The following is a 24,398-nucleotide window of genomic DNA, read 5'->3' as shown; positions in this document are numbered from 1 at the left end:
TGATATTCTCCCGATAGTCAAATTGTAATGAATTTGGATGAACCAATCATGCATTTCGTTACAGGAAGTGTTAAAATCAAAATAACAAATATTTACTCTTCCAATGAAAGAAGCGATATGATGAAAAATTTGTTATCCAAAGTGTTCTCAAAAAAGGCGAAAATCCAGATTGAATTTTGCCAAAATAATCTTGACCGCTTCCTTAATGAACAAACAGTTGCCGATTATGGTAAGTTCTTAGCGAATCCAAGGATTCAATATAAGGAATATGAATGTTTGAGTGAGTGTACGCTTTGTAAGAAAACCCCCTATGCGAGAGTGAACGGCCAGATGATGAGTGGCGAAGATTCACAGGATCTTTTAAATAAGTTACATGATGAATTGAAATGATACGGGCCAAGCAAATTGCTTGATCCGTATCATTTTGACTTTCCACCTGTAATTATAAAGAATACAGGTCATGAACATCTATTAAAAGGAATTGCGGATTGAGCTAGTCGTTACTTCCTGTTTTTCAATATTTCATACGTTTTCACTGTATAAATGGCTTAAAATATGAGAATTCATGAAAAAGATAGACAAGAGGACGTCCATGAAAAAAATCATTCCTGCCATCGTATCAGTCGAAACACTAACATTGGATTGCTTGGCGATTCAATGCAATAAATAACATTATTTAATTGTCACTTTGGTAATTTCACTTTTCAATATTGCTTATTTACAGAAAAAACACGCATTTCAGCGTGTTTAAGTATTCTTATTCTTTTCTTTACGCGATTACAAACACCCCAAAGCTAATCTTCAGAGATTAGTCTTTCTTTTTTATTGGCTCTTTTCCTAAAGATTGTTGTTTTTAAAACGAAACTATTTAAGGTTGATTGGAGCGGAAGTGTGAGACTCCTGCGGGAGCAGCGGGACAGGTGAGACCCCACAGGCGTTTACGCCGAGGAGGCTCACCGCCCGCCCCGCGGAAAGCGAGCATCTGGAGGGGAAATCAACCACACCGCACTACTTGGTAAATAGCAACAAAGTATGTGAAAACAGCCTTTTTATTTTAATAATTGTTGAGGAATTTCTAATTTACCAATATCATGAAGAGCTCCTAAAATAAAAAGAAATTCTTGATGATTTTCAATTCCCAAATAACGTCCGAAACCTCATAAATCATTCCCCATCCTAAATGAATGGCAAGTTGTCATTTTAAAGTGTTTATATAAATTACATATTAATGCTAGTGTAGTTTCTATCATTTCCCTACTCTCCTTTTTAATAATCTAAATATGAAATAGATGGACCTCATAAACCTAGTTGTGAATAATTGAATGTTATTTAATAAATGTTATTAAGTAATGCATCAATTCTATTTATCACTTTTTATGAATACCTCTTCGATATCCAGGCAATATATCTTTTTTGAAACCAAATAAATTAAACTTGGGACGTATCTATTTGCAGAAGAAGTAAAATAGAACTAATCCAAAAATCCAACTGTTTATGGGATAGCACTAACAAGACCTCAAAAAAATATCTACATATACAGTAGAGAAGTTTTGGTTAAGTTTCTGCTATTCTGATTTAATACTAAAATACAATATACTCCAACATAGTTAAAACCTCTAAAAAAATAGATAAGATACAGGGGATTTGGAAATAAGACTACTTACATTGCTATTATAAAACAAGAAAATACCTACAGTATTTCTTTATTGAAGCTTACAACTTCATATTATATATATATTTTGAAAGATAGTTTACTGTCCTAAATCAATTGTCCTCTTATGTCCTTTTGTCCGATTATTCTTATGCTAATTGAAAAAGGTGTTTCACCCCACCCCCTTCAGCTGTAACTACTACAAATCTTTCTGGCTGTTCCTAAGCAAACAAGTATGATCTCAAAACTTTTGTTTTATAGCCCTGTTCAACATTCTCATAAGGTATCGAATTACCCTTTTCAAAAAACGAGGCTATTTACATGTATTCACAATACGAATGGCATTTTCATAGAGAAAACTCAAAAACAACTTCAACAAATTCCCGTTTACAAAAACAGCCCAATAAGTTTATTTAGAATAGAGTATATGCCGTTTATCGAAACTATGAGCCTTTTTGATTATTTTATGCAAAACCCCTTTTCATAACTTCCAATAGTGTTTCCTCCTCTTGAAATATAACTTTTTTGAAACAATAATTTCATTCTTCTCATTGATCATATTAAGTTTCATTTTAATAAATCAATTATGCTTCTTAATCCCTCTTTACAAAAGTAATTATCCTTCTAGCGTTAAATTTACATCATCCGACAAATTACAACAGTCTTTAGTCATTCCAATTACATGTTTATGGCATTGAGTTTCTTACATGAACCCTCACAACCCATTTTTGAAATTAGGTCTAACGATTTATTTTATAGAATGTAATTAACACATGACATACCTTTTATATTACAAACTACTCATTTCTCTCATTTCTTTATTGAACATAAATAACTGCAGGGAGGGAAAAGCAACGGGAAAAAGAGGAATTCTCAGTAGAATTTGTAACAGCGTTTAATCGGCGCACTGGATTTTCCATCCAAATTCAAGGCGTGGTCATGAGCATCATATATTAAAAATTAAAAAGGGGAAATACAAAATGAGTTTCAAAAAAGTTTTAATTAAAGGATTAATGCCCTCAGCAGCATTACTGTTATTCGCGACACCTACATTCGCAGCAATCGATCCCAATGCAGTGACAGGAAGTACAGATGGCCTTGGAGCAACTTCTCATGGTCATATTACGATAACACCAGGAGATGGAACTACAGGACCAACTGATCCAATTTTCCCAAGTGAACCAGGTGGTGAAACAGGTAACGAAGGTTCATTAACGATTGATAATGTTTCACCTTTAGAATTTGATACCCACCAATTAGCGAGTGGTGCCGTAGAATATACAACTACAACCATAGATCCTAACGTACAAGTAACGGATAAGCGTGGTACAGGTGTAGGTTGGGCTTTGCAAGTTGCAACATCACCATTTACGGATCAAACAGATGGCACTAAAATTTTGAAAGGTGCAATTGTAACATTACCAATCGGGACTACCGAGACAAATCCTGGAAATGTTTCTCCTGCACCTGAACTAAGGGAAGTACAATTAGGTACGGATAGTGGAACAACTAATCCCCAAATCCTTATGAAAGCTGATGTGAACACAGGATTAGGGACTTGGGTAGATAAACTTGATCCAAGCAGCATTAAAATTTCTGTTCCATCAGGAAACTTAGCAGGAGATTATGTATCGACTTTAACTTGGAGTCTAGTGGACGCTCCACAATAATAAATAAACGAAATAGGAGATTAGAAAAATGAAAGTATTTAGTTTATCAGCAGTAGGCGGCATTATTTTGGCCGGAACACTTCTTTCAACAAGTTCAGCAGAGGCAGCTGTCATAAATAACGCAACTTCTAATAATCATATTGGCTTTATTGCAGATGAGGGGCCAACTAATCCATTAGATCCTACAAATCCGGACAATCCTAATCCACCAAGTCCAATTGATCCTGAGGATCCAGGAAATGGCGGTACTGGAAATGCTGGGGCTTTAACTCTGGACCATGCCTCAAATATCCAATTTGGAACACAAAAGATCATGAGTGGAAACACGACTTATAATGCTAAAAATAAAGATCCCTTTGTACAGGTTTCAGATAAACGTGGAACGGGCGAAGGATGGTCTTTGACAGCAAAGGCTTCAGAATTTAAAAGCGATACTGGAGAAGTCTTAACAGGAGCTATTTTATCATTCAAAAATGGACAAGTAAAATCACAAACCAGTAATGTTTCCACACCACCGACTGCTAATGATGTTGTATTTGATAATACAGATTCAAAAGTATTCATGTTAGCTGAAGTAGATGCGGGTCGAGGAACATGGCTTGATGTTTTTTCAGGTACCGAAGGCGATAATAGTAACGTAAAATTAAATGTTTTGGCGGGATCGGCTGATGCTCAAAACTACACAGCTACTATGACATGGGAATTATCTGACGCACCGAAATAAATTCAAATTAAAAAACTTGGCTTAATTAATTATTTTAGCCAAGTTTTTTTTGAAAAATGACATCATGTAATTAGAGATGTGAGGGATAGAAAAAATGAAAAATATGTTATCTATTATGGTTTTAATATTATCGATTGGATTAGGAATTGTTTCGAATAATGAAGTGGCCTTTGCCGGTACTATGGAGTATTCAGTCAAAGCCAATATTCCCAAAAACCAAATTAATGAAAAGCTCACCTATTTTGATTTGAAGATGGCTCCAGGTTCAAAACAAACGATATCTTTATCCGTTAAAAACACTTCTAGTGAAGAAAAAAAGATAATGATCGAACCCAATACAGCTATTACCAATCAAAATGGAGTGATTGACTATAGCAAATCCGGACACAAAAAAGACAGCTCATTAAAGTATGCTTTTTCTGACCTGATATCTCCAAGGCAAGAAATTGTAATAAAAGGAAACGAAACAAAAAAAGTGCCCTTTACTATTCAAATGCCCAAAGAGTCATTTGATGGAATTATTTTGGGTGGATTCTATGTTCACGAAATAAATAAAGAGGACAAAAAGAAAGTAAATAATAAAGTTCAAATCAAAAATGAATTTTCATATGTAATTGGCGTGAAATTAACGGGAACGGATGAAGTTGTTAAGCCGAAACTAAAGTTAAATAAAGTTCAAGCAGGGTTGATGAACTATCGTACGGTTGTTACTGCGAATTTGCAAAATACCGAAGCTGTCATAATAAATAACTTGGATGTATATGCGCGTATTACGAAGGAAGGAAAAAAAGAGAAGCTCCACTCAACGAAGAAAAGTAAGTTATCCATGGCACCGAATTCTAATTTTGATTTTCCTATTACCTGGGATAATCAAAAGTTGGAACCAGGTAAATATCATTTATATTTAACAATTACAGACGGTAATCAAACCTGGAAATTTGATAAAATGTTTGAAATTAAAGGCGCAGATGCAAAAGCGATAAATAAAGCAGCAGTTGAAGTTGAAAAAGATTATACGTTCCTTTTCATTGGACTTGCTGTGTTTATTTTAGCATTGATCATCATTATCATTATTTTACTGAAAAAGAAAAAAAGAGGGGAAGACAATGGAGAAGAATAACAGGAAATTTCCTCGTGCTACCCTTTCCTTGATGTTAGTAATGGGGTTAATTCTGCCAAGTTCCGGCTGGTTGGCCCCTGTGCATGTTAAAGCTGCGAATGAAAACAATCCACCATCTAAAATTGATTTGACTGGTATATTCATTCCTCCCACTACCGGTGGTTCAAATAGTTCCGTTATAGGAGGTAATATCGTTCAAATAACCCCTAATTCTCCGAATCAAAAGGGTGGTATCTGGTCGACTGAAGCTAATAAAATGGACCTAACAAAAGATTTTAATGCGTCAATGTATATCTATTTCGGGAATCAAGGAGCTAACGCAGCAGATGGTATGGCCTTTGTTATGCATAATGACTCAAGAGGCACAAATGCCTTATCTCCTCACAGTGGTTCAGGTCTTGGAGTTTATGCCGGGCAGAAACATGGGTCATCCAAAACGGACGGCATTCAAAAAAGCTTTGCTGTTGAGTTTGATACCTATATTAACAATAATGGATTCGATGGTTATTTTGATACAAATACAACCAAAGGGACCCATGTTGCTTGGAGCTACCCAGGATTAGCTGAAACTTATATCGATTACTTCACACTTTTTGAGTATAGAAGAACGATGAAACACAATAACATTGATGGTCCATCTAGTAGTGTTCAATATCCTGGTAATTTATCAAATGATACCTGGCGTAAATTCACCATTAATTGGAATGCAACTACATCAACACTTACGTATCAATTAGAAGGTTTAGATCCTGTTTCTGTCCCAATAAATATACAAAATATCTTTGGTGCAGATCAAGTCTATTGGGGCTTCACTGGTTCAACAGGATCTAGATATCAGAATAATCGTGTTGCATTTGACGAAGTACCGGGGCTAGTAAACACAGAAGTGAAAGAAACAATAACAAGAAAAGATGGTACTGTTGTTGACGGTGGTGCTCTGGCTAAAAAGGGTGAGGAATTAACCTATACGATAAATGCGAAGTATCTTTCCGGCAAACAAGATTGGACCAATATTATAGTGAAGACTGTTTTAAATGATCATGTTTCCTATGTTCCTGGCTCAATGACAATATCAGCAGGAGACGGCTCAGAAGAATTGGATGATAGTTTTTGGACGGGACAATCTTTAGCAGCTAGTATTCCTAATATGAATACTAATAGGAACGATGTGACCATTTCCTTTAAAGCGAAAGTTAATCAAGTAAAGGTAAATACGCAAGTTACTGAGTCAGTTAAATTTGAGGGGAGTAACTATATAACGAATACGAAGCCAGTAGATTATGTCATTCAAGCTAACAATGCACCTGAAGTGACCATAAATGAAGAAGGTCCTATTCATTTAGCTGTTGGTGAAGATTATCAAGTAAAAGGAACTTGGATGGATTCTGATGATTACACAAATACCTTATCTTATGACTTAGATGGCGAGTTACTGAAATCCGAAGTACTAGACAATGGAGGTTCTACTGAACCGGTAGATTGGAGCTATCCTATAACGTCAGATCAGTTAAAATTAGGAGAAAATAACTTTCATGTCATAGCAAGAGATAATGGAGGAGCTTATTCAGATGCTACAATAAAAATCATTGTTGAAAGTCCCCCAGCCATTTCGTTAACGGATGCTAATCGAGAATTTCCCGTTGATTTTGGCACTGAGTATACAATTAGTGGCAGTTGGAACGATCTTGATAGTAATCTAGTCGATTTATATTATGCAGTGGATAGTAATACTCCTGTAAAATTTGCTTCTAATGTTTCAAATTCAACTAACAAAGGTGAGGACATTGACTATCAACACAGTATTCCGGCAGATCAATTGTCTTTAGGCATGCATCAAGTTGCAGTCTATGTTGTAGATGATACGGGTCGAAAGTCAAATATTGAAGTAGTGACCGTCAATGTCACGGGAAAATTAAGTTTCATGAGTGTAACTGAAAATGTTAGTTTTGAAAATATGCAAATACCAAATCAACCGACCTATTCAAAAAGAAATAATGATTGGGACATCCTTGTGAAGGATACCCGTAGAGTGGGAAGTTCATGGCGCCTCACAGCAACATTAACGGGTGAATTCTCTGATAGTCAAGGGCATTTATTGAGAGATGCATTAAAGTTTGTTAATGAGGATGGAATTGAAACAACAATGGCCCTTGGAGTTGAGACGAATGTTTATGAAATGATTACACAAGATGAACAAAACGTGTCCATTAACTGGGAATCAGATAAAGGTATACTGTTAAAAATTGATCCTTTTGTTTATATAGGTGATTATACCGGGAAAATTAATTGGCATCTAATTGATGCTCCATAAATATATAAATGAAAAGGTTTCATCAATTACTATCTTAGGACAATTCGCAGGTAGAAATCCTGAGTTTAAATACTTGCTTCATTTCATTGTTACGAATAGGTTTAATAAACGATTTAATAATATAGAAAATTAGAGGGTTAGGAGAAGCTGACTAAATGACTACCACAATTGCTATTATAGACGATCATCAACTTTTCCGAGAAGGGGTTAAACGAATCCTTGAACTTGAAAAATCTTTTCAAGTTATTGCCGAAGGTGTAGATGGTAACGAAGTAGCTTCTATTGAAAAAGCATATAAGCCAGACGTTTTCATAATCGATATCAGTATGCCACAAATGAATGGAATCGAAGCAACACGCAGGCTAATCGAAAATAACCCCAATGCAAAAGTAATGATCTTATCCATAAGTGAAGATGAAAATCATGTAACCGAAGCACTTCAAAGCGGTGCAATAGGTTATCTGCTTAAAGAGATGAGCGCAAGTGAACTTATTGATGCTGTGCATTTTGTTGCGGAGGGTGGTTCTTATTTACATCCAAAGGTAATCAACAATATACTAAATGAATATCGAAAATTAGCTGGAAAACACTTAAGAGAAGATGAAGCTTTTGAGCAATCTCTAAAGCTTTGTCGCCCTCTCCACCTGTTAACAAGCCGCGAATGTGAAGTCCTCCAATTGCTTACAGATGGAAAAAACAATTCCCAGATCGGTGAAATACTTTTCATCAGTGAAAAGACAGTAAGAAATCATGTCTGCAGAATACTCCAAAAAATAAAAGTAAATGACCGCACTCAAGCAGTTATCCATGCGATTAAAAATAACTGGGTCAAAATTTGATAATAGATCAGGACTTTTAAATACGAAAGTTAATGGTTGAAAGAAAGTAACAATCACCTGCCTATCCTTTAACAGGTCACAAAAAAGATAAAATCCGTTTTATGCACTTACTTTATGTAAGTGCTTTTTGGTTCATATTCAGTCATAATCACAATCTTCTTAAAAGTTGGGGATTATTCATACTTAAAGTTATTAATGAGAAAGAAAAATACTTTAAAGCGAGACAATAATTTCCGATTCTAAGGATAATATCTCAAGAAAGAAAAGGTGCTATTAAAAAACGGGACTTAGTTACTCTCAATAATAGAATCGATGTAAATATTCTAAGTTAAGAATGGAAATAAAGTGAGAATTCTTTTGTAGTCTTAGGTTTAGGTTTAGGATAGAATATATCCGATTACGAAATAGGTGATAATATGAATCGATTTTATAAACGTTATTCAGACTTGATCTTTCATTTACTTAATAATAACAAATGGATTAGCATAGCTGAATTATCCGATAAAACAGAATATTCAAGAAGTACTATTTGGCGTGATTTAGAAATCCTGGAGTCTATTTTCCCTGACGGATGGATATTAAAAAAAAATGAAAACCTTGGAGTTCGTCTAATTAAACCTGAAAATGGTACATTAGAAAGTTTATTAACACAAATAAGAGAAAAGAATTCCTATTTAAACACATTAAAATTAATTCTTTTGAACGATGGTGTTGATATTCCCCAGATATCCCAAGCGGTTTATATTAGTCGTTCCACTGCATACCGTCACCTTGAAAAATTACAAGAAGTTGTTAGTGAGGCAGGTGTTACATTAACTGCAAGCCCCTTTAAAGTCATGGGGGATGAAAAAAAGATTAGAAGATTTATCATGCAATATTTGGACTTTATGTCAGTTGGAACTAATACCATTAAAGATGATTCAATCGATACGATAAAATTTCAAACAGATTTATTACAGCTGTTTTCAAAATATTCAATGTCTTGCAGAACAGGTGCCTTACAGCGATTAACAATGATTTTATCTATATCAAACTTTCGTGTCTCCATGGGGCATTATATCTCATTTCCTAAAAATCTTTTAAATAATTACGAGGGTAGTAAATATTTTGAGCTCTCGAAAGAATTGGTAAACTATATGGCCAAATGCCCATCAAGAGATATTCAACTGCAAGAAATCCTCTTCTTTGCTATTTATATCATGAGTGAGGAACGACCATTAAATAGATCAAAATACATTAATTATATTAAAAAAAGAATGAGGAGTAAAAAAGGTTTTCCGTTGGATATATTTTTAAAATGTCTTTCTAAATATGTTGGGTTTAATCTATCACAAGATGATATTTTTTTATTTCATTTATCCCAAACATTCAAAAGGATACAAGTTGAAACTGAATTTGAAACGGAAAGTTCAGGAAATTCAATGTTGCAGTTCCTTCCATATTTTGAAACAAATCCAATTTTCCAGGTAATTGAGGAAATGGCAATTGAAAGTTTTTCTTCAGTGCCTTTAACGATTAAGAAACTTGATGTTTTAGAGATATTTTCACTTCTGCAGTCTGTCGTTCTGCGAAAATGGAATCAACATAAAATACAGGTTGCGTTAATGTGTAGAACTTATAACGAAAAAGATTATATTAGGGAAGTTTTAAAATATCACTACGGTAATAAAGTGGCTATCTCAACATTGGATCCATCCAGTATTGATTTGCTCTTCAAATATGAGGAGTTTGATTTGCTCATTTCTACCGATGTTGGTGATAATACAAATATGCTAATTGAGCATATCCCTACCATTCAAGTATCGTGCTTTCCCACTCCTTCAGAATTAATAAATATTAAAAATTTTATAGAACAGCATTTTTATGGAAATTTAGGTATAGAACCGGAAATGATCTATCCATTTGGTATTAATGATCGTCCTTGTTAATGAACATGAGAACTAGAAGAAGATCAGTATATTTGGTAGCAATACCAACCCGAATTCCTCGCATAGTTCGGGTTGGGTGATTTAAAACATACCCTCTTTGATCAAACCCTACAACTTTCCAAAATGAACCCTACTGATACCGGACACTTAGGCCGTGATCTATGCCTGTTCCATTTATTCACTACTTCTTTCGGAGATGTCTTGTTCTCGAAATATTGCCAAAATAATTCTGGGTTCGATACCTTTAAAGGCGCATTCCTTTCTGACCCAAAAGCGGGGATACCCCTCTTTCATTTCATCTCCAATAATATCCTTCCATATGAAAGAAATACTATATTAAAAGGCATATACGTATCAGTGTATCTAAAATGCGAAATCATGATGAAAAGTAACAAAATACGTCACAATTTATATTTAACTGTACATTATCAACAAGAGCTAGGCTTAGGTGAATTCATTTTTCTGTACCTTTAAGGAAGTGCTACCATGTCAATAAAACCCTAAAGGATAAGAATAGCCTAAAGGCTATAAATCTAAAAAAGGATAACATTTAAAAGAACCCAGTCTATAAAACTATGATGACTACCCTAGAATTGCATCTCAAAATCTAATTCAAAGCGTACACACTGCTCTCATGATTAAACAGCATCCTTTTAGGAGGTACAATTTGCTGCTCTTCCTCAAAAAATGGAACGATTTTATTAAGGACAATACGGGCTGCCTGAGCGAACCATTTCTTATTTTGCTTATTAAGAAGCTCCGCATAACCAACCACAAAAATCCAGCTTTCATTGCCAAAGCGTTTTCAGTTCCCCCCCTCCTTTTCATGTGGGACGATGCGCCTGACATGATTTCTTGAATGCAACGACAAGTTTTGAATATACATATAAACGGAAATGTGTTTTTAGAGGAGGAAAGTCATTGAACCAACATGTACAATTGGAAATCAATCGCCTTGTTCATCGCTTGAAACAAGACCAATCCGCTGATGGTTCGTGGAATTATCCCTTTGACACCGGGATAACGGCAGATGCCTATATGATCATATTATTGAAAATTTTAGATATGGAAGATACTCCACTTATAGAGGCTTTGGTAAAAAGAATCGAAAGCAAGCAATCTGAAAACGGTTCATGGAAACTTTTCCAAGACGAGAAGGACGGCAATGTTACGGTTACGATCGAGGCTTATTATGGCCTTCTTTTTAGCGGACTCCGCAATAAGAATCATCCCCATATGAGGAAAGCCAAACAATTCATTCTTTCCAAGGGTGGCATCAAACAGGCCAAACTGTTAACGAAAATGATGCTTACTGTCACCGGACAATATCAATGGCCGCGCCTATTCCCCATTCCTCTCGAAGTGATCTTACTGCCCCCGACCTTTTTCGTCAGCATTTATGATCTTTCCGTATACGGGCGGGTCAACATGATTCCATTGCTATTGCTTGGCCATAAAAGGTTTCAGATCAAGACCCCGGACACGCCAAGTTTAAAAGATTTATTTCAAACAAGGGAGGACAGTTCCGAAGAGCAAGTGTGGGAAGAGTACCGTACCGAAGAATATCGTTCTTTCTTCTCCAAACTTCAAACAGGCGTCAAAACCTTGATTGGTTATCCGGATTATTTGCATTCCTTGGCCTTGGATTCAACGAAAAGGTTCATGCTCGACAGGCTGGAACCAGACGGGACACTGTACAATTATTTCGGCTCTACCTTTTTCATGATCTTTGCCCTCCTTTCAATTGGATATTCGAAAAGGGATCCAGTGATTCTTAAGGCCATTGCCGGTCTGAAGGGGATGGCCTGTTCCATTGAGGGACACACACATATCCAGTTCACGACGCCCCATGTTTGGAATACCTCATTAATAAGCTACGCCCTTCAAGAAGCGGGCATCCCTTTCAATGACCCAACCGTCAAGGCTGCCAATCAGTACTTACTGTCACGTCAGCATTATATGTATGGAGACTGGCTGATCCATAATCCTGACACAATTCCTGGCGGCTGGGGGTTCTCGGATTTAAATACCATGAATCCGGATGTCGATGATACGACCGCCTCACTGCGGGCGCTGGCTAAGCAATTGCAAGCAAAACCGGATAATCGGGACAGCTGGCAACGCGGTGTCTCCTTCACGATTTCCATGCAAAATGATGATGGCGGATTTCCAGCCTTCGAACGGAATAACGACCATAAATGGCTGCACCTTCTTCCTATAGAGGGTTCAAAATACCTCCTGACTGACCCTTCTACTGCTGATCTGACAGGAAGAACGCTGGAATTTCTGGGGAACTATACAAATATGAAGAAGCCGGAAGAAGTCAGTAAAAGAGCGGTGAATTGGCTATTGGAAGACCAGAAGCGTGATGGCTCCTGGTATGGGCGCTGGGGCATCTGTTATCTATATGGCACAAGGGCTGCACTGACCGGCATGAAGGCAGCAGGGCAAGCCACTGGACATCCATCCATCCAAAAAGCCTTAACTTGGTTGAAGAAAATTCAAAATGAAGATGGCGGCTGGGGTGAATCTTGTTACAGTGATATCAAGCAACGATATATCCCCCTCGGAGAAAGTACACTGACACATACAGCTTGGGCTGTGGATGCTTTGATATCGGCATCCGAAAAGCCGACAGCCGAAATCGAAAAAGGCATTGCCTATCTCATCCGTGCAGGTCAACAAGAAAGCTGGACCAATGATTATCCTGCAGGCCAGGGAATGGCAGATTTTTTGTATATCCATTATCATGGCTATCGCTATATTTATCCCCTTTTAGCATTGAGTCATTACAATAAAAAATTCCTGAAGGCTTAATCTCCAGTATTTTTTATCATATAAAGGTGAATATGTGGATTACCTGTGGAAAAGTAGTGAATAACACCGGAAAGTTATCCACAATCCGAGGTTATCCACATTCATTTATCCGTAAAAGTGCTAAATACAAGAAATTCCCCGTTATATTGGTTGATTAATTCATTTCGGATATGTAAGAATGACTTGTTTTATACAGGCTTTGTGGATAGTTTGGGGATGATCACTATTATGTGAAAACTTTATCCAGTTTATCACTATAGAATTCTATGGCCTTAGCATAAGATTGTATTTCTCGATCCTTAGAGGTTTCGGCAATTATCTTCAATAGAGATTCCATTGCAAGATCATGTTGGCCCAAATTATAAAATGCAATGGCCCTGAATACTAATAAAGCCTTATCCTCAGGAAACTTCGCCAGCCCAGATTCCAATGTCTTTCTTGATTTTTCATATTCCCCTATGGTGCGATATGTGCTCCCCAAACCTAGGTAGGCCCCTTTTTCATCCTCCTCCGGCAAACCTAATATGAGTGCCGCTTCATAATAGGGCACCGCCTTTACCTCAAGTCCAAGAATATCCAAACTCCAGGCACACTGATACTGTATGACTGCATCGCCGGGATTTTGCTTTGCAAGATCCATCAATAATCGAGTGGATTTTTCGAATTCTTTCTTTCCCCTTAATGATAGTGCCATTTCCAAATTTCCCATTGCATTTCCTCCATTGAATAAGATTCCTATTGCCCCTATTCGTTATTCCTCTTTTTAATTCCTTCTTAATCATTTATATCTTTAAGCAACATCTCCAAACACTACTGCTGGCAGGAACTAATATGCTGTTACTGGAGGTGATTTGATGGGTGGAATTTCAATTAGTTTATGCATGATTGTAAAGGATGAATGTGAGGAATCTTCACTTCCCAACTGTCTTGGGAATTAAAAAAGGATCTGCCACTTGGCAAATCCTTTCATATACTTCAGTTCAAAATCATTCATATATCACAGTTTACTATCGATATGACATATTGATTAATCATCCAACTAGTTTTTCAATACTTTTCCCGTGGTGGCATCCACCACTACATCATATTCCTTTTGTCCTTGTTTTATTTCCAGCTCGTACACAAGGGTGCCATTCTCTGAATCCAGCTCCACATCCGTCACTTGACCATCCACCGCTTTCAAGGCAATTTTTTCAGCTTGATCACTGCTTACTTTTGCAGTTTCCACGGCTTGTTGTGTGCTCATATCCTCATCGTCACCGTCTTCCATCTCCTGAGAAAGAATCTCTCCTTTTTCAGCATCAACGTCAACGTCTTGATAGCCTTCTTTCGTTTTTACGGTCATTTCATAAGTCATCGGCTGGTCCCAATCCTTTTCAAATTGAGTAACTTCCCCGCCTAGTTTTTCTGAAATCATTTTGACAGCCTCATCTTCGGATAGGTTACCCTTATTGACTGCATATACCGCCGTTCCAGCAGCACCGCCGAAAAGCAATACGGAAGCTATGGATACTGTCATGATTACCTTTTTCCTTTGAATGATGCCTTCTTTAATCGTACTCCACTGTTTTTTCATGAATGAATTCCTCCTTTAAGTTGTTACCTTAATAATAAGCACCCTTCATGAAATGAACATGAGCGTTAGATTAGAATTTGATGAGAAAGAGTAAGAGTCACCAACGTTCCCTCACCCACTTCGCTTTGAATCTCCAATTTACCGTTGAATGACTCGACAAGCGTGCGGGCGATGGATAGCCCGAGTCCATTGCCTCCCGTTTTCCTAGCCCTCGATGAATCGACGCGATAAAAACGGTCAAATACATGTGGGAGATGTTCTGGTGATATCCCTGCGCCATGATCTTTCACACCGATGAGAATCTCATCGCCTTGCCGCTTTATCATGATTTGTATACTTGATTCACTGTATTTCATTGCATTGTCCAATAGGATGACGATCACCTGTTCAAGCTTACTGGAAATGGTCATTGCATATATTTCCTTAAACTCTGATTCTATCGTTATTTCACGATTTCCCGTCCTTCTGAATGTTTGGGCAATCCCTTCACAAAACGAAATGAGTTCTATTTTCCCTTCCACATCTTCTGAAGGTTCCATTTGGGAAGCTGACTGCAAAAGATGTTCCGTCAGCTTTTTCATCCGGACGGCTTCATGATGGATTGCCTCCACTGCCTCTTCCTGAATCGCCTCATCCTTCATTCCCCAGCGTTTCAATAGGGAGGAATAGCTTTCGATGACCGTAATCGGTGTTTTCAATTCATGTGAAGCATCTGAAAGGAATTGCTGCTGTTGGTTATAATTCCGCTCCAGCCTTTCCATCATCCTGTTGAATGCCGCTCCCATCACCTGCAGCTCGTCCTTTGATTGATCCGATAGCGGTATCCGTTTGAATTCCCCGCTTTTCTCAATATCCTTCATCGTTCCGCTCATGATCGATATCGGTTTGAGGATCAGGTTGGCCAGCCACTTACCGGCAAGAATGGATAACAGAATGACAAAAAGGGATGCACCGCCCAAAACGAGGGCAAGCGTCGATAAATTATCAAGGAGGGTATCCTGAGGCTGTGTGACCTCGATCATCCCTAGCTTCTTCCCTTCATCAGGATAAGGATAACGGTAGGTCAATACATATTCACCGTCAGCTTTGGCAAAATCATATCCTTTCTCGTTAATGGCTTTAAACGCAAGCCCCTTAAGGTCCTCTTCATCCGTAAATGATTTTACCAGCCTTCCATCAGTGTCGAATATCCGCACCATTCCATCGTCCGGGATATACGGCTCCATTAAATCGGAATCACCGGAATTCAAATCTTTCGTCACGATATTTTCTTCGATTAATGAAGCTTGATCTTCAAGCAGGTCCCGTTCCCTCTCTAACGATATCCAAAGGAAGGCGATTAAAACGATGATACTCAACAATATAAGCATGACGCTTAAAAAAAGACTGGAATACGATTGGATTTTCGTCCGAATCTTCATGCTGGCTCCTTCAAGCTGTAACCTACACCGCGGTAAGTATGGATGAGCTGCAGCTCAAAGGGATAATCTATCTTTTTGCGCAAATAACGGATATACACATCAACCACATTCGTATCCCCTGCAAAGTCATAACCCCATACATGTGTCAGGATTTGCTCCCTTGATAGTACTTGATTTTTATTTTGCAAAAGATAAACCAGCAAATCGAACTCGCGGGAAGTCAGCTCAATCCTTTTGCCTTGCCTTTGAATGTCCCTAGTACCAAGGTTCAACTTCAGATCATGGATCTTTAGTTCATCCACTTCCCCTTCTGATTGGCTCTCCCGTACATTGGTACGGAAACAAGCACGGATCCGTGCCAACAGCTCTTCAATTTCAAACGGTTTCGTTACATAATCGTTCGCACCATGGTCCAGGCCATTCACCTTGTCTGGCACAGCATCCCTAGCGGTCAGAAGGATGACCGGTGTCGATACATTCTTTTTCCGATAACGCCTAAGTACTTCTATGCCATTCAACTCGGGCAGCATCACATCCAATAAGATTAAATCCCACTCTTCGGCTTCTGCCCTTTCCAGACCTGTCTTTCCGGTAAAAGCCGATTCAGTCTGATAACCCTCATGATTAAGTTCCAGCTGGAGAACCCTCGCAATTTTTTCTTCATCTTCTATTATTAAAATTCTTTTATTCATGATCATCACCACCTACCCCTTAGTGTACTGAAGAAATATGAAAATATCATGAGAAATTGACCCCTCCGTTTAAAAATCCCAAGAAATAATGAATTAAATTTCTGTGCTTTTAAAAGGTCAAAAAAAAACGGATGTGTAAAGTTCATGCCGGACTCATACAGAGATGCCCTATATCTAAATAATGGTTAACCATAATAAAAAGACTATGGAATATTTCCATAGTCACAGTTTGTCGACAAAATGGGGGTTGGAACGTTCTCACCCCGAATAACTGGCTTGCCTGGGACCATACTGCCGCTTGCTTTAATGTGGCTTGGCAGACAGTCGGCGGAAAGGGAGCGGATTTTTTTTATAACAGCCCGAACGTTGATTTCCTCTCCAGGCACTCGCTTTCCGCGGGCGGTCTGGGAGCCTCCTCGGCGCTCTTTGCGCCTGCTGGGTCTCCCTTGGACACGCTTTTCCCGCAGGAGTCTCATACCTTCCGTTCCAATCAACTGGATTGTTTTTTAAAAAAACTGTAGGCTGGCTCATCCCTAACTTTGATTAAGAAATGGTTACACTTTGGGTTTTTCATTGTTTAATGAAACCTCATTTGATGAAGAAATTTGTGACACTCATGCCGGTCCAATATTTTTTATAATGATCCAGTTCATTCACCGTTCCAATGCTGGCCAATGAATTCATCGCGTCCCGATTTCGCACGGTCCGCTTTATAATCATCTTTGTTTTTTTTATGATAGCCTTGATGATATTCTTCGGCAGGATAAAAGGTTTGGGCCGGAAGGATTTCCGTTACGATCGGTTTCTGGAACTTCCCGCTGGCTGCCACCTTTTCTTTCGCTTCAAGGGCCAGTTTCTCTTGAGCTTCATCATGATAGAAGATGGCCGTCCGATATTGGCTTCCTCTGTCATGGAATTGACCGCCATCGTCGGTTGGATCGATTTGCTGCCAATATAGTTCCAGCAATCTTTCATAAGGAAATAACTGAGGATCGAAAGTGATTTCAACGACTTCATAATGCCCCGTAGTTCCCGTCTTCACTTCCTCGTAAGTCGGGTTTTCAACATGTCCTCCCGTATAACCGGATACGATTCCCCCAATCCCCGGTTGTTCTTCAAATGGTGTCACCATGCACCAGAAACAGCCTCCAGCAAATGTAGCCTTTTGCATAATGGTCATCCCCTTCCTACTATGTAATAAAAATTAATATACCATATTACAATCGTGACGCTGTGCTTTTTTGATTTGCGAAGCGGCCAGGATTTACATTTTGATCAATCCTTTGACCAGCCCTTTTCCTTGAATCTTACAATCGCTTCAACGCGGTTGCTTACATCCAATTTATCAAGGATGACTGATATATAATTACGGACCGTTCCATTGGACAGGTAAAGCTGGCTTGCGATTTCCTTTGTGGTCTTACCATCTGCGATCAATTTGAGCACTTGGCACTCTCGTTCAGTCAAAGGGTTTTCTTCTTCGAAAGCCATATCCACCAGCTCAGGAGCATAAATGCGCCGCCCATCCATGATGACACGGATCGAGTTCGCCAGTTCCTCACTGGGGCTATCCTTCAGAAGATATCCGCCTACCTCGGCCTTTCTTGCTCTTTCAAAATACCCAGGACGTGCAAAGGTGGTCAAAATGATGACTTTGCATTGGTGGCCCTGATCCTTGATCTCCTCCGCTACATCGAGCCCGGTTTTAACTGGCATTTCAATATCGGTTATGCAGATATCCGGCTTTAATTGATTGACGAGATTCATTGCTTCTTCCCCATTGCTCGCTTTTCCTACAACTTCCATGTCACTTTCCAAATCAAGGATGGAACCTAGCGCGCCAAGCAGCATCCGTTGATCTTCGGCAATTACGATTCGAATCAAGTTAATCCCACCTATCCATTATTTTTTATAGCATTCGGAACCCTTATATAAAGTGTCGTTCCATCTGTTGATTTAATATCCAGGCTGCCATTAACGAATTCGAGCCTTTCTTTCATACCTTGAAGCCCATTGCCTTTAATATACTCTGATCTATGCGAAAGACCCACTCCATTATCCTGTACGGTGATGGTCACTCCTGTTTGTAATTCTTCGATGACGATATTACAGCAGTCGGCACCGCTATGTTTGACGATATTGGTCACGGCTTCCTTCAAGCACATGCTCAAAACCGTTTCAACAAGCAATGGGGTATCTTGCAATTCCGTGGTGCCTTCCAATTTGAATTCTATCTCTGCCGCTTTCAATATTTGCTTGACCCGGATGATTTCATCGCTTAGCTTGGCCCCACGCATTTCCGACACCATTTCACGTACTTCCTTGAGTGCCGTCCTCGCCGTTTGACGGATATCCTTGATTTCCTTCTTGGCCATCTCCGGATTCAAATCGATCAATTTCCCTGTAAGGTCACTTTTCAAGCCAATCAAAGACAGCTTTTGGCCAAGTGTATCATGTAAGTCACGGGCAATCCGCTGACGTTCTTCCATTTTGCCAAGCTCTGATATTCTTTTATGAGCGTCCTCCAATTGTTCTTCCAGCATGCCCCGTTTGTTCCGATTATACGTGTTGAATGGAAGAAGGATCACGCCTACCACACAAATGAGCATAAAGGGAAATTGAGAAAAGAAGGTAGGGTCTTTCATGATGAAGCCAATATTGACAGACACGATGGTAGCCAATAGCTGGATCGAATATAAGACGAAAAAGCCAACCTTATTTTGAACATTCCCAATAAAGAATGCTAAAAAAAGTGAAAAGTAAATGTAGCTGAAAAATATGGTCATCGATATGGATATGATTATTTGTATCGCCGTCCATACGTATACGGGCCATCCCTTCGAAACGAATGAGAGACCATATGATATGAAAAACAAAATGATCATGACGATTCCAAAGACTATCTCCAACATCGAAGAGGATTTGAAGATGAAATAAAAAGGAAGGATACAAAAAATGATCCAGACATAAGGGCTCAGCCCTGTGTTTTTCGGAAAGATATGATACCAACTTTGCATGGCGCCGCCTCTATTTCTTTTTATCCTAGTATATACTAAGGAGTTTCATCAAAAAACCATCCAATGGGAATTGACTGTTTTTTTGGTGAACCTTTTATTTTTTTGAAGACTTGTACATTCATTTTTTATTTGTTTTTGAACTTGGAATAAGATGATGTTCGTGGTGAGAACCAGTCGTTCGATCAAACACATTAAAAAAGATCCGCCGCTTGGCGAACCCATTATGTCTTGATGGCATAAACCCGTTCAGGACGTCCTACTGTGCCATATGTTAAATCGGCATCAATTTTTTCCTCTGACATCAAGTGCTCCAGATACCGCCTTGCCGTTGTCCTGCTCACCCCGATTTCCTTCGCCACTATTTCTGCAGTTAACCCCGGGGAGGATTTCCCCAACACAACCATCACCTTCTCCAAAGTCATCCGATCGATTCCTTTTGGCAGTGAAGTTTGTTCCCTCTCTTTTTCTTTCATTTCCTTTCGCAAAAGCTTATCCACCTGTTGCTGCGTTACGGGGAAATTGCCCTTTTCCAATTCAGACAGTTTAATGTGATATTCTTGATATCGGCGTAAGGACTGCTTGAAACGTTCAAATGCTACAGGCTTGATTATATAATCAAATATGCCGATCTTGATGGCTTCCTGGACTTTTTCGATTTCTTTAGCCGCCGTTATCATGATGACATCCATTTGTTTGCTTTGCTGCTTGATTTCTTTCAGGATATCGAGCCCATTCATATCCGGAAAATACATATCGAGCAGCAATAGATCCGGCTGAATGATTTCAATGAAGCTTTTAGCCTCGTCATAGCTTGACGCGATTCCGATCGTTTGAAATCCCTCAAGCTTTTCGATGAATAGCTTTTGTATCTCGGCAATCCGCAGGTCATCTTCGACGATCAGAACTTCTATATCGCGATTGGCCATCATTTAATCCCCCTCTGTTTTTTGGTATAGCTACGGTAAAGATCGTATATTCCCCTTCTTTCGTCGAAAAAGTGATATACCCCCCTAATCCATCAATTGCTTCCTGAACAAGGCTCAAGCCTATACCTGAATTGGTTTGATGGCTTTTCGTCGTAAAACCGTTCCGGAATATCAGTTCGGTAACATCTGAGTTCATCCCTTTTCCATTATCTTCAACCTCTATGATCAACTCTTTACCCAAGTCCGTGACGAACAACGATACCCTTTTTTCCTCCCTCTCGTTTTCCCGTACAGCTTCGAAGGCATTATTGATGAGATTGCCGATGATCGTCACTAATAAATCCCGATCTATTTCGGACGGAATATCTTTAAAGCTGCTTTCTCTATCGATGGTAAAGTCAATTTTCAGCTCGCTTGCTAAACTTACCTTCCCTAAGATGAACCCGGCAATAACCGGATCAGGTACTTCCTTCATCAGAAAGTGAATGAAGCCTTGGGTGACATCGACTTCCTTCGATATGAACTCCATTGCTTCTTTATATGAACCGAGTTGAATCAAGCCTAGCAGTGTATAAAGCCGATTGGAATATTCATGCGTCTGGGCCCTCAGTCCTTCTGCATACGCCTTTACATGTGACAGTTCTTGAAGGAGATTGGATAGTTCCGATTTATTTCTCAAACTTGCAACTGCACCGATGATTTCACCCTGTCCATTCAAGATGGGGATCCGGCTTGCCAAAAAAACTTCACCGTCAATCATGAATTCCTGGTCATATTCGGCCCGCGCCGTGCTTACTACATCAAGCAAATGTGTATGCGTTATGACTTCTTCGATTTTTTGCCCGCGAAGTTTGACATCTTTAGGGATATGAAGGATTTTATGCGCCGTTTCATTGACGACCGTGATTTTCCCATGAACATCAATGGCAATGATGCCTTCATGAATGGATTCCAAAATGGCCTGCTTCTCTTGAAACATCCAGGCGATCTCTTTCGGCTCCAGACCCAATATCGCTTTTTTTATATTGAATGAAATGAAAAAGGCTACCAACAAACCGCCGATTAATATAAAAGAGATGATCAAGACGATTTTTCTTTGTATACTGGACACTTCTTTTTCAATATCATCCTGTAGGTAGCCAACTGAGACGACACCAATGACCTTTTCATTGGCGATTATCGGGGATTTCCCCCTTATGGAAGGTCCCAATGTGCCAGTGGACTCCGTGATGATGGATTTCCCATCCCAAACCTCGGCGTTATCTCCCCCAACCATTTTCTTTCCGATCAAGCCGGGATCTGGATGGGACAGCCGTGTTTCGTTCTCATCACCTATTACTATGAATTCCGCATCGATCTGCCTGCGAATTCTTTCCGCGATGGGCTGGATGATTACAGAAGGATTATCCGTTCGAAAAGCTTGTTTAATTTCAGGCAGCAAAGAAATGGTCTGGGCAACCGACAATGCTTTTTCCCCTGTTTCCTGCTTCAGATTATTTTCCAGGATATTTATGAAAATAACTTCAAAGATTCCACCCATTAAGATGATTAACGTACAAATGCCGAGCATCAACTTGGTGTGTAAACGCATTCAATCACCTCTACTTACATCATATAAAAAATAACCCCTTTAAAAAAGGGGTTATTTCACAACATTCAGAAAATATCGATTAACCTTCAATATTGATGACAACATCCTTCCCTCTCTTCTTAAGTAAAACCGGAATGAGCAGCCATAATGCCGTTACGATCAGGAATGTCAGCGAAAGCGGCCGAGTGAAAAACAAACTGTAATCCCCATCGGATATCGTCAGTGCCCTGCGCATATTGTTTTCTATCATCGGTCCTAAAACCAGTCCTAATACCAACGGGGCGATTGGATAATCATTTTTACTTAAGAAATATCCCAAGATCCCGCATCCTAGTAATAGCAATAAATCATAAGTCGATACTTGTACCGCATAAACACCAAAAATCGAAATCGCGATAATGATCGGAATCAAATACTTCTTTGGCGTTTCAATGATTTTCGCAAAAACCTTAACGAGTGGGAGATTAAGGATCAGGAGCATCAGATTCCCGATGAACATACTGGCGATAAGTCCCCAAGCCACCTGGGGATGGTCCTCGAATAATAATGGACCTGGCTGAACATTGTACATCATGAGCGCACCCATTAAAATCGCCGTTGTACCGGAACCTGGAATTCCCAGCGTCAATAGTGGTATCATCGCTCCGCCAGAAGCCGCGTTATTGGCCGTTTCAGGACCGGCCACACCAGCGATCGCCCCTGTACCGAATCTCCCAGGTTTTTTTGAAATCCGTTTTTCCATAAGGTATGAGAAGAAAGAAGCAAGAGTGGCCCCTGCACCCGGCAGGATTCCTACAAAGAAACCTAAGAGCGACCCCCTCGCAATCGGCCCCGCGGATTCCTTGAATTCTTCTTTGGAAGGAATCAAATTATTGATTTTTGCAATTTCCCCATCATCCTCGTCCTTTTCCAAGATTGTCTTGAATACTTCTCCAAGGGCGAACAGACCAACGGCGATCGTCAGGAATTCGACCCCTTGATACAGCCAAGGAATGTCGAATGTAAATCGGGCGATCCCGGAAACATTATCGATGCCTATCGTCCCGATCAACAAACCGCAAACCGTCATGATCAGTGCCTTGGTTACGGATTTTCCAGCGAGGCCGCTGACTGCAGCCAACCCTAGAAGCATGAGCGAAAAATACTCCGCCGGACCGAACTTGATGGCAATCGTCGATAATGGCTGAGCCAAGGCAATCATGGCGATAAGGGTGACTATCCCTCCGACGAAGGAACCGATTGCCGAAATGGATAAAGCACTCCCGGCTCTTCCCTTCTTCGCCATTTGGTAGCCATCCAATGTGGTGACGACTGAAGAAGATTCCCCAGGTGTATTCAATAGGATCGAAGTTGTCGACCCTCCATACATCGCTCCATAATAAACACCTGCAAGTAAAATGATGGCGCTTGTGGCCGCTTGCTCTGGAGGAAGCCCACCTGTAATCGAAGCGGTTACCGGAATTAAAAGAGCCACACCGCTCATCGGCCCGATCCCCGGCAAAACACCGACAGCCGTACCGATCAATACTCCGACAAATGCAAAAAGTATGTTATACCAAGTTAGTGCCGTTTCAAATCCATGCATTAAATAATCAAAAGTGCCCACTTCACATCCCCCTTCCTTTTATGAAAACCAGATTGGCCAACCCGGCAGTGTTCCCTTTAGTACATTCACGAATAAATAATAAATGATCCCGGAAAACCCTGCGGAAATGATGAGCGATTTCACCCACTTATTTCGTTCCATCGTTTGAAAGCAAACAAATAAAAACAAAAAGGTCGTAATGACATATCCTATCGTTTCCAATGTCAAAATATAAATCAAGGTGGAGAGCAGAATGATGATAAAGGATTTATATTGCAGCTTTTCCTTATGTGATTCCTGCCCCTTGCCCCGAAATGCCTCATAGAACAGGCGAACACTTAAAAGAGAAAGAACGAGCCCCAATACAAAAGGGAAAATGTCCGGTCCTACCGAACTTCCATAAGAAGAAGTGTCCAGTTTCCTGCTTCCTATCATGAACAGCACTCCGACAGCCAGAAAGGCTACAGAAGCAAAGCGATCAAATTTAACATCCATCATAATCCCTCCATTTCAGAAAATAAGAAGAAGGT

20 protein-coding genes are annotated in these 24,398 nt (G+C 39.4%); 8 read left to right on the top strand and 12 right to left on the bottom strand.

The features are described 5' to 3' along the window. The first annotated feature begins 48 nt into the window (after positions 1–48). From ACIQYG_RS05285 to ACIQYG_RS05255, 7 genes are all read left to right on the top strand, one after another. Positions 49–390 (top strand): DUF1450 domain-containing protein, encoded by a 342-nt coding sequence (locus ACIQYG_RS05285; protein ID WP_402836004.1) that lies wholly within the window; start codon positions 49–51, stop codon positions 388–390. Between the two features lie 2,274 nt (positions 391–2,664). Then, the gene (locus ACIQYG_RS05280) at positions 2,665–3,321 is read left to right on the top strand and encodes a WxL domain-containing protein (RefSeq protein WP_402836002.1); all 657 of its coding nucleotides are present in this window, start codon (positions 2,665–2,667) and stop codon (positions 3,319–3,321) included. Between the two features lie 28 nt (positions 3,322–3,349). Beyond that, positions 3,350–4,045, top strand: coding sequence for a WxL domain-containing protein (locus ACIQYG_RS05275; RefSeq protein ID WP_402836000.1), 696 nt, complete (start codon positions 3,350–3,352; stop codon positions 4,043–4,045). Between the two features lie 94 nt (positions 4,046–4,139). Next, the gene (locus ACIQYG_RS05270) at positions 4,140–5,165 is read left to right on the top strand and encodes a WxLIP family cell surface protein (RefSeq protein ID WP_402835999.1); all 1,026 of its coding nucleotides are present in this window, start codon (positions 4,140–4,142) and stop codon (positions 5,163–5,165) included. Further along, a complete protein-coding gene (locus tag ACIQYG_RS05265) occupies positions 5,152–7,476 on the top strand; it encodes an L-type lectin-domain containing protein (protein ID WP_402835997.1) in 2,325 nt (774 codons plus the stop codon). The genes ACIQYG_RS05270 and ACIQYG_RS05265 overlap by 14 nt, the downstream gene beginning before the upstream one ends. Positions 7,477–7,631: 155 nt before the next feature. Then, positions 7,632–8,315: a response regulator gene (locus ACIQYG_RS05260; protein WP_402835995.1), complete on the top strand. Its 684-nt coding sequence runs from the start codon at positions 7,632–7,634 to the stop codon at positions 8,313–8,315. 416 nt (positions 8,316–8,731) lie between these two features. Continuing rightward, positions 8,732–10,243: an AcpB/EbpR/MafR family transcriptional regulator gene (locus ACIQYG_RS05255; RefSeq protein ID WP_402835993.1), complete on the top strand. Its 1,512-nt coding sequence runs from the start codon at positions 8,732–8,734 to the stop codon at positions 10,241–10,243. A 607-nt stretch (positions 10,244–10,850) separates the two neighbouring features. On the opposite strand, the gene ACIQYG_RS05250 is transcribed toward ACIQYG_RS05255, so the two are convergent. Beyond that, entirely contained in the window at positions 10,851–11,018 is a 168-nt protein-coding gene (locus tag ACIQYG_RS05250) for a hypothetical protein (protein ID WP_402835991.1), read from the bottom strand. Positions 11,019–11,164: 146 nt separating this feature from the next. Here ACIQYG_RS05250 and shc point away from each other — a divergent pair, with 146 nt between their 5' ends. Beyond that, a complete protein-coding gene (shc, locus tag ACIQYG_RS05245) occupies positions 11,165–13,060 on the top strand; it encodes a squalene--hopene cyclase (RefSeq protein WP_402835989.1) in 1,896 nt (631 codons plus the stop codon). Positions 13,061–13,286: 226 nt separating this feature from the next. On the opposite strand, the gene ACIQYG_RS05240 is transcribed toward shc, so the two are convergent. From ACIQYG_RS05240 to ACIQYG_RS05190, 11 genes are all read right to left on the bottom strand, one after another. Continuing rightward, a complete protein-coding gene (locus ACIQYG_RS05240; protein ID WP_402835987.1) occupies positions 13,287–13,769 on the bottom strand; it encodes a tetratricopeptide repeat protein in 483 nt (160 codons plus the stop codon). A gap of 330 nt (positions 13,770–14,099) precedes the next feature. Beyond that, complete coding sequence (locus tag ACIQYG_RS05235; protein ID WP_402835985.1) at positions 14,100–14,636, bottom strand: PepSY domain-containing protein; 537 nt, start codon at positions 14,634–14,636, stop codon at positions 14,100–14,102. 65 nt (positions 14,637–14,701) lie between these two features. Then, positions 14,702–16,057, bottom strand: a complete 1,356-nt coding sequence (locus ACIQYG_RS05230; RefSeq protein WP_402835983.1) for a sensor histidine kinase — start codon at positions 16,055–16,057, stop codon at positions 14,702–14,704. After that, the gene (locus ACIQYG_RS05225; RefSeq protein WP_402835981.1) at positions 16,054–16,749 is read right to left on the bottom strand and encodes a response regulator transcription factor; all 696 of its coding nucleotides are present in this window, start codon (positions 16,747–16,749) and stop codon (positions 16,054–16,056) included. The genes ACIQYG_RS05230 and ACIQYG_RS05225 overlap by 4 nt, the downstream gene beginning before the upstream one ends. 649 nt (positions 16,750–17,398) lie before the next feature. Continuing rightward, positions 17,399–17,920 (bottom strand): peptide-methionine (S)-S-oxide reductase MsrA, encoded by a 522-nt coding sequence (gene msrA / locus ACIQYG_RS05220; RefSeq protein ID WP_053536794.1) that lies wholly within the window; start codon positions 17,918–17,920, stop codon positions 17,399–17,401. 104 nt (positions 17,921–18,024) lie between these two features. Continuing rightward, positions 18,025–18,633: a response regulator gene (locus ACIQYG_RS05215; protein WP_402835979.1), complete on the bottom strand. Its 609-nt coding sequence runs from the start codon at positions 18,631–18,633 to the stop codon at positions 18,025–18,027. Between the two features lie 11 nt (positions 18,634–18,644). Next, complete coding sequence (locus tag ACIQYG_RS05210) at positions 18,645–19,766, bottom strand: sensor histidine kinase (RefSeq protein WP_402835977.1); 1,122 nt, start codon at positions 19,764–19,766, stop codon at positions 18,645–18,647. Between the two features lie 221 nt (positions 19,767–19,987). After that, positions 19,988–20,695 carry a response regulator gene (locus ACIQYG_RS05205; protein ID WP_402835975.1) on the bottom strand — a complete coding sequence of 236 codons (708 nt, stop codon included), beginning with the start codon at positions 20,693–20,695 and terminating at the stop codon, positions 19,988–19,990. After that, on the bottom strand, positions 20,652–22,283 hold the full coding sequence (locus tag ACIQYG_RS05200; protein WP_402835973.1) for an ATP-binding protein: 1,632 nt from the start codon (positions 22,281–22,283) through the stop codon (positions 20,652–20,654). Before ACIQYG_RS05200 ends, ACIQYG_RS05205 begins: the two co-directional genes overlap by 44 nt. Before the next feature lie 79 nt (positions 22,284–22,362). Then, positions 22,363–23,889: a tripartite tricarboxylate transporter permease gene (locus tag ACIQYG_RS05195; protein ID WP_402835971.1), complete on the bottom strand. Its 1,527-nt coding sequence runs from the start codon at positions 23,887–23,889 to the stop codon at positions 22,363–22,365. 18 nt (positions 23,890–23,907) lie between these two features. After that, entirely contained in the window at positions 23,908–24,363 is a 456-nt protein-coding gene (locus tag ACIQYG_RS05190; RefSeq protein WP_402836349.1) for a tripartite tricarboxylate transporter TctB family protein, read from the bottom strand. Positions 24,364–24,398: the final 35 nt, after the last annotated feature.

The sequence above is a fragment of the Peribacillus sp. NPDC096622 genome (assembly GCF_044762665.1).
Classification (GTDB): Bacteria; Bacillota; Bacilli; order Bacillales; family DSM-1321; genus Peribacillus; species Peribacillus frigoritolerans_B.
The sequence above is the reverse complement of the archived record's forward strand: the minus strand, read 5'-3'. Positions and strand labels throughout refer to the sequence as shown.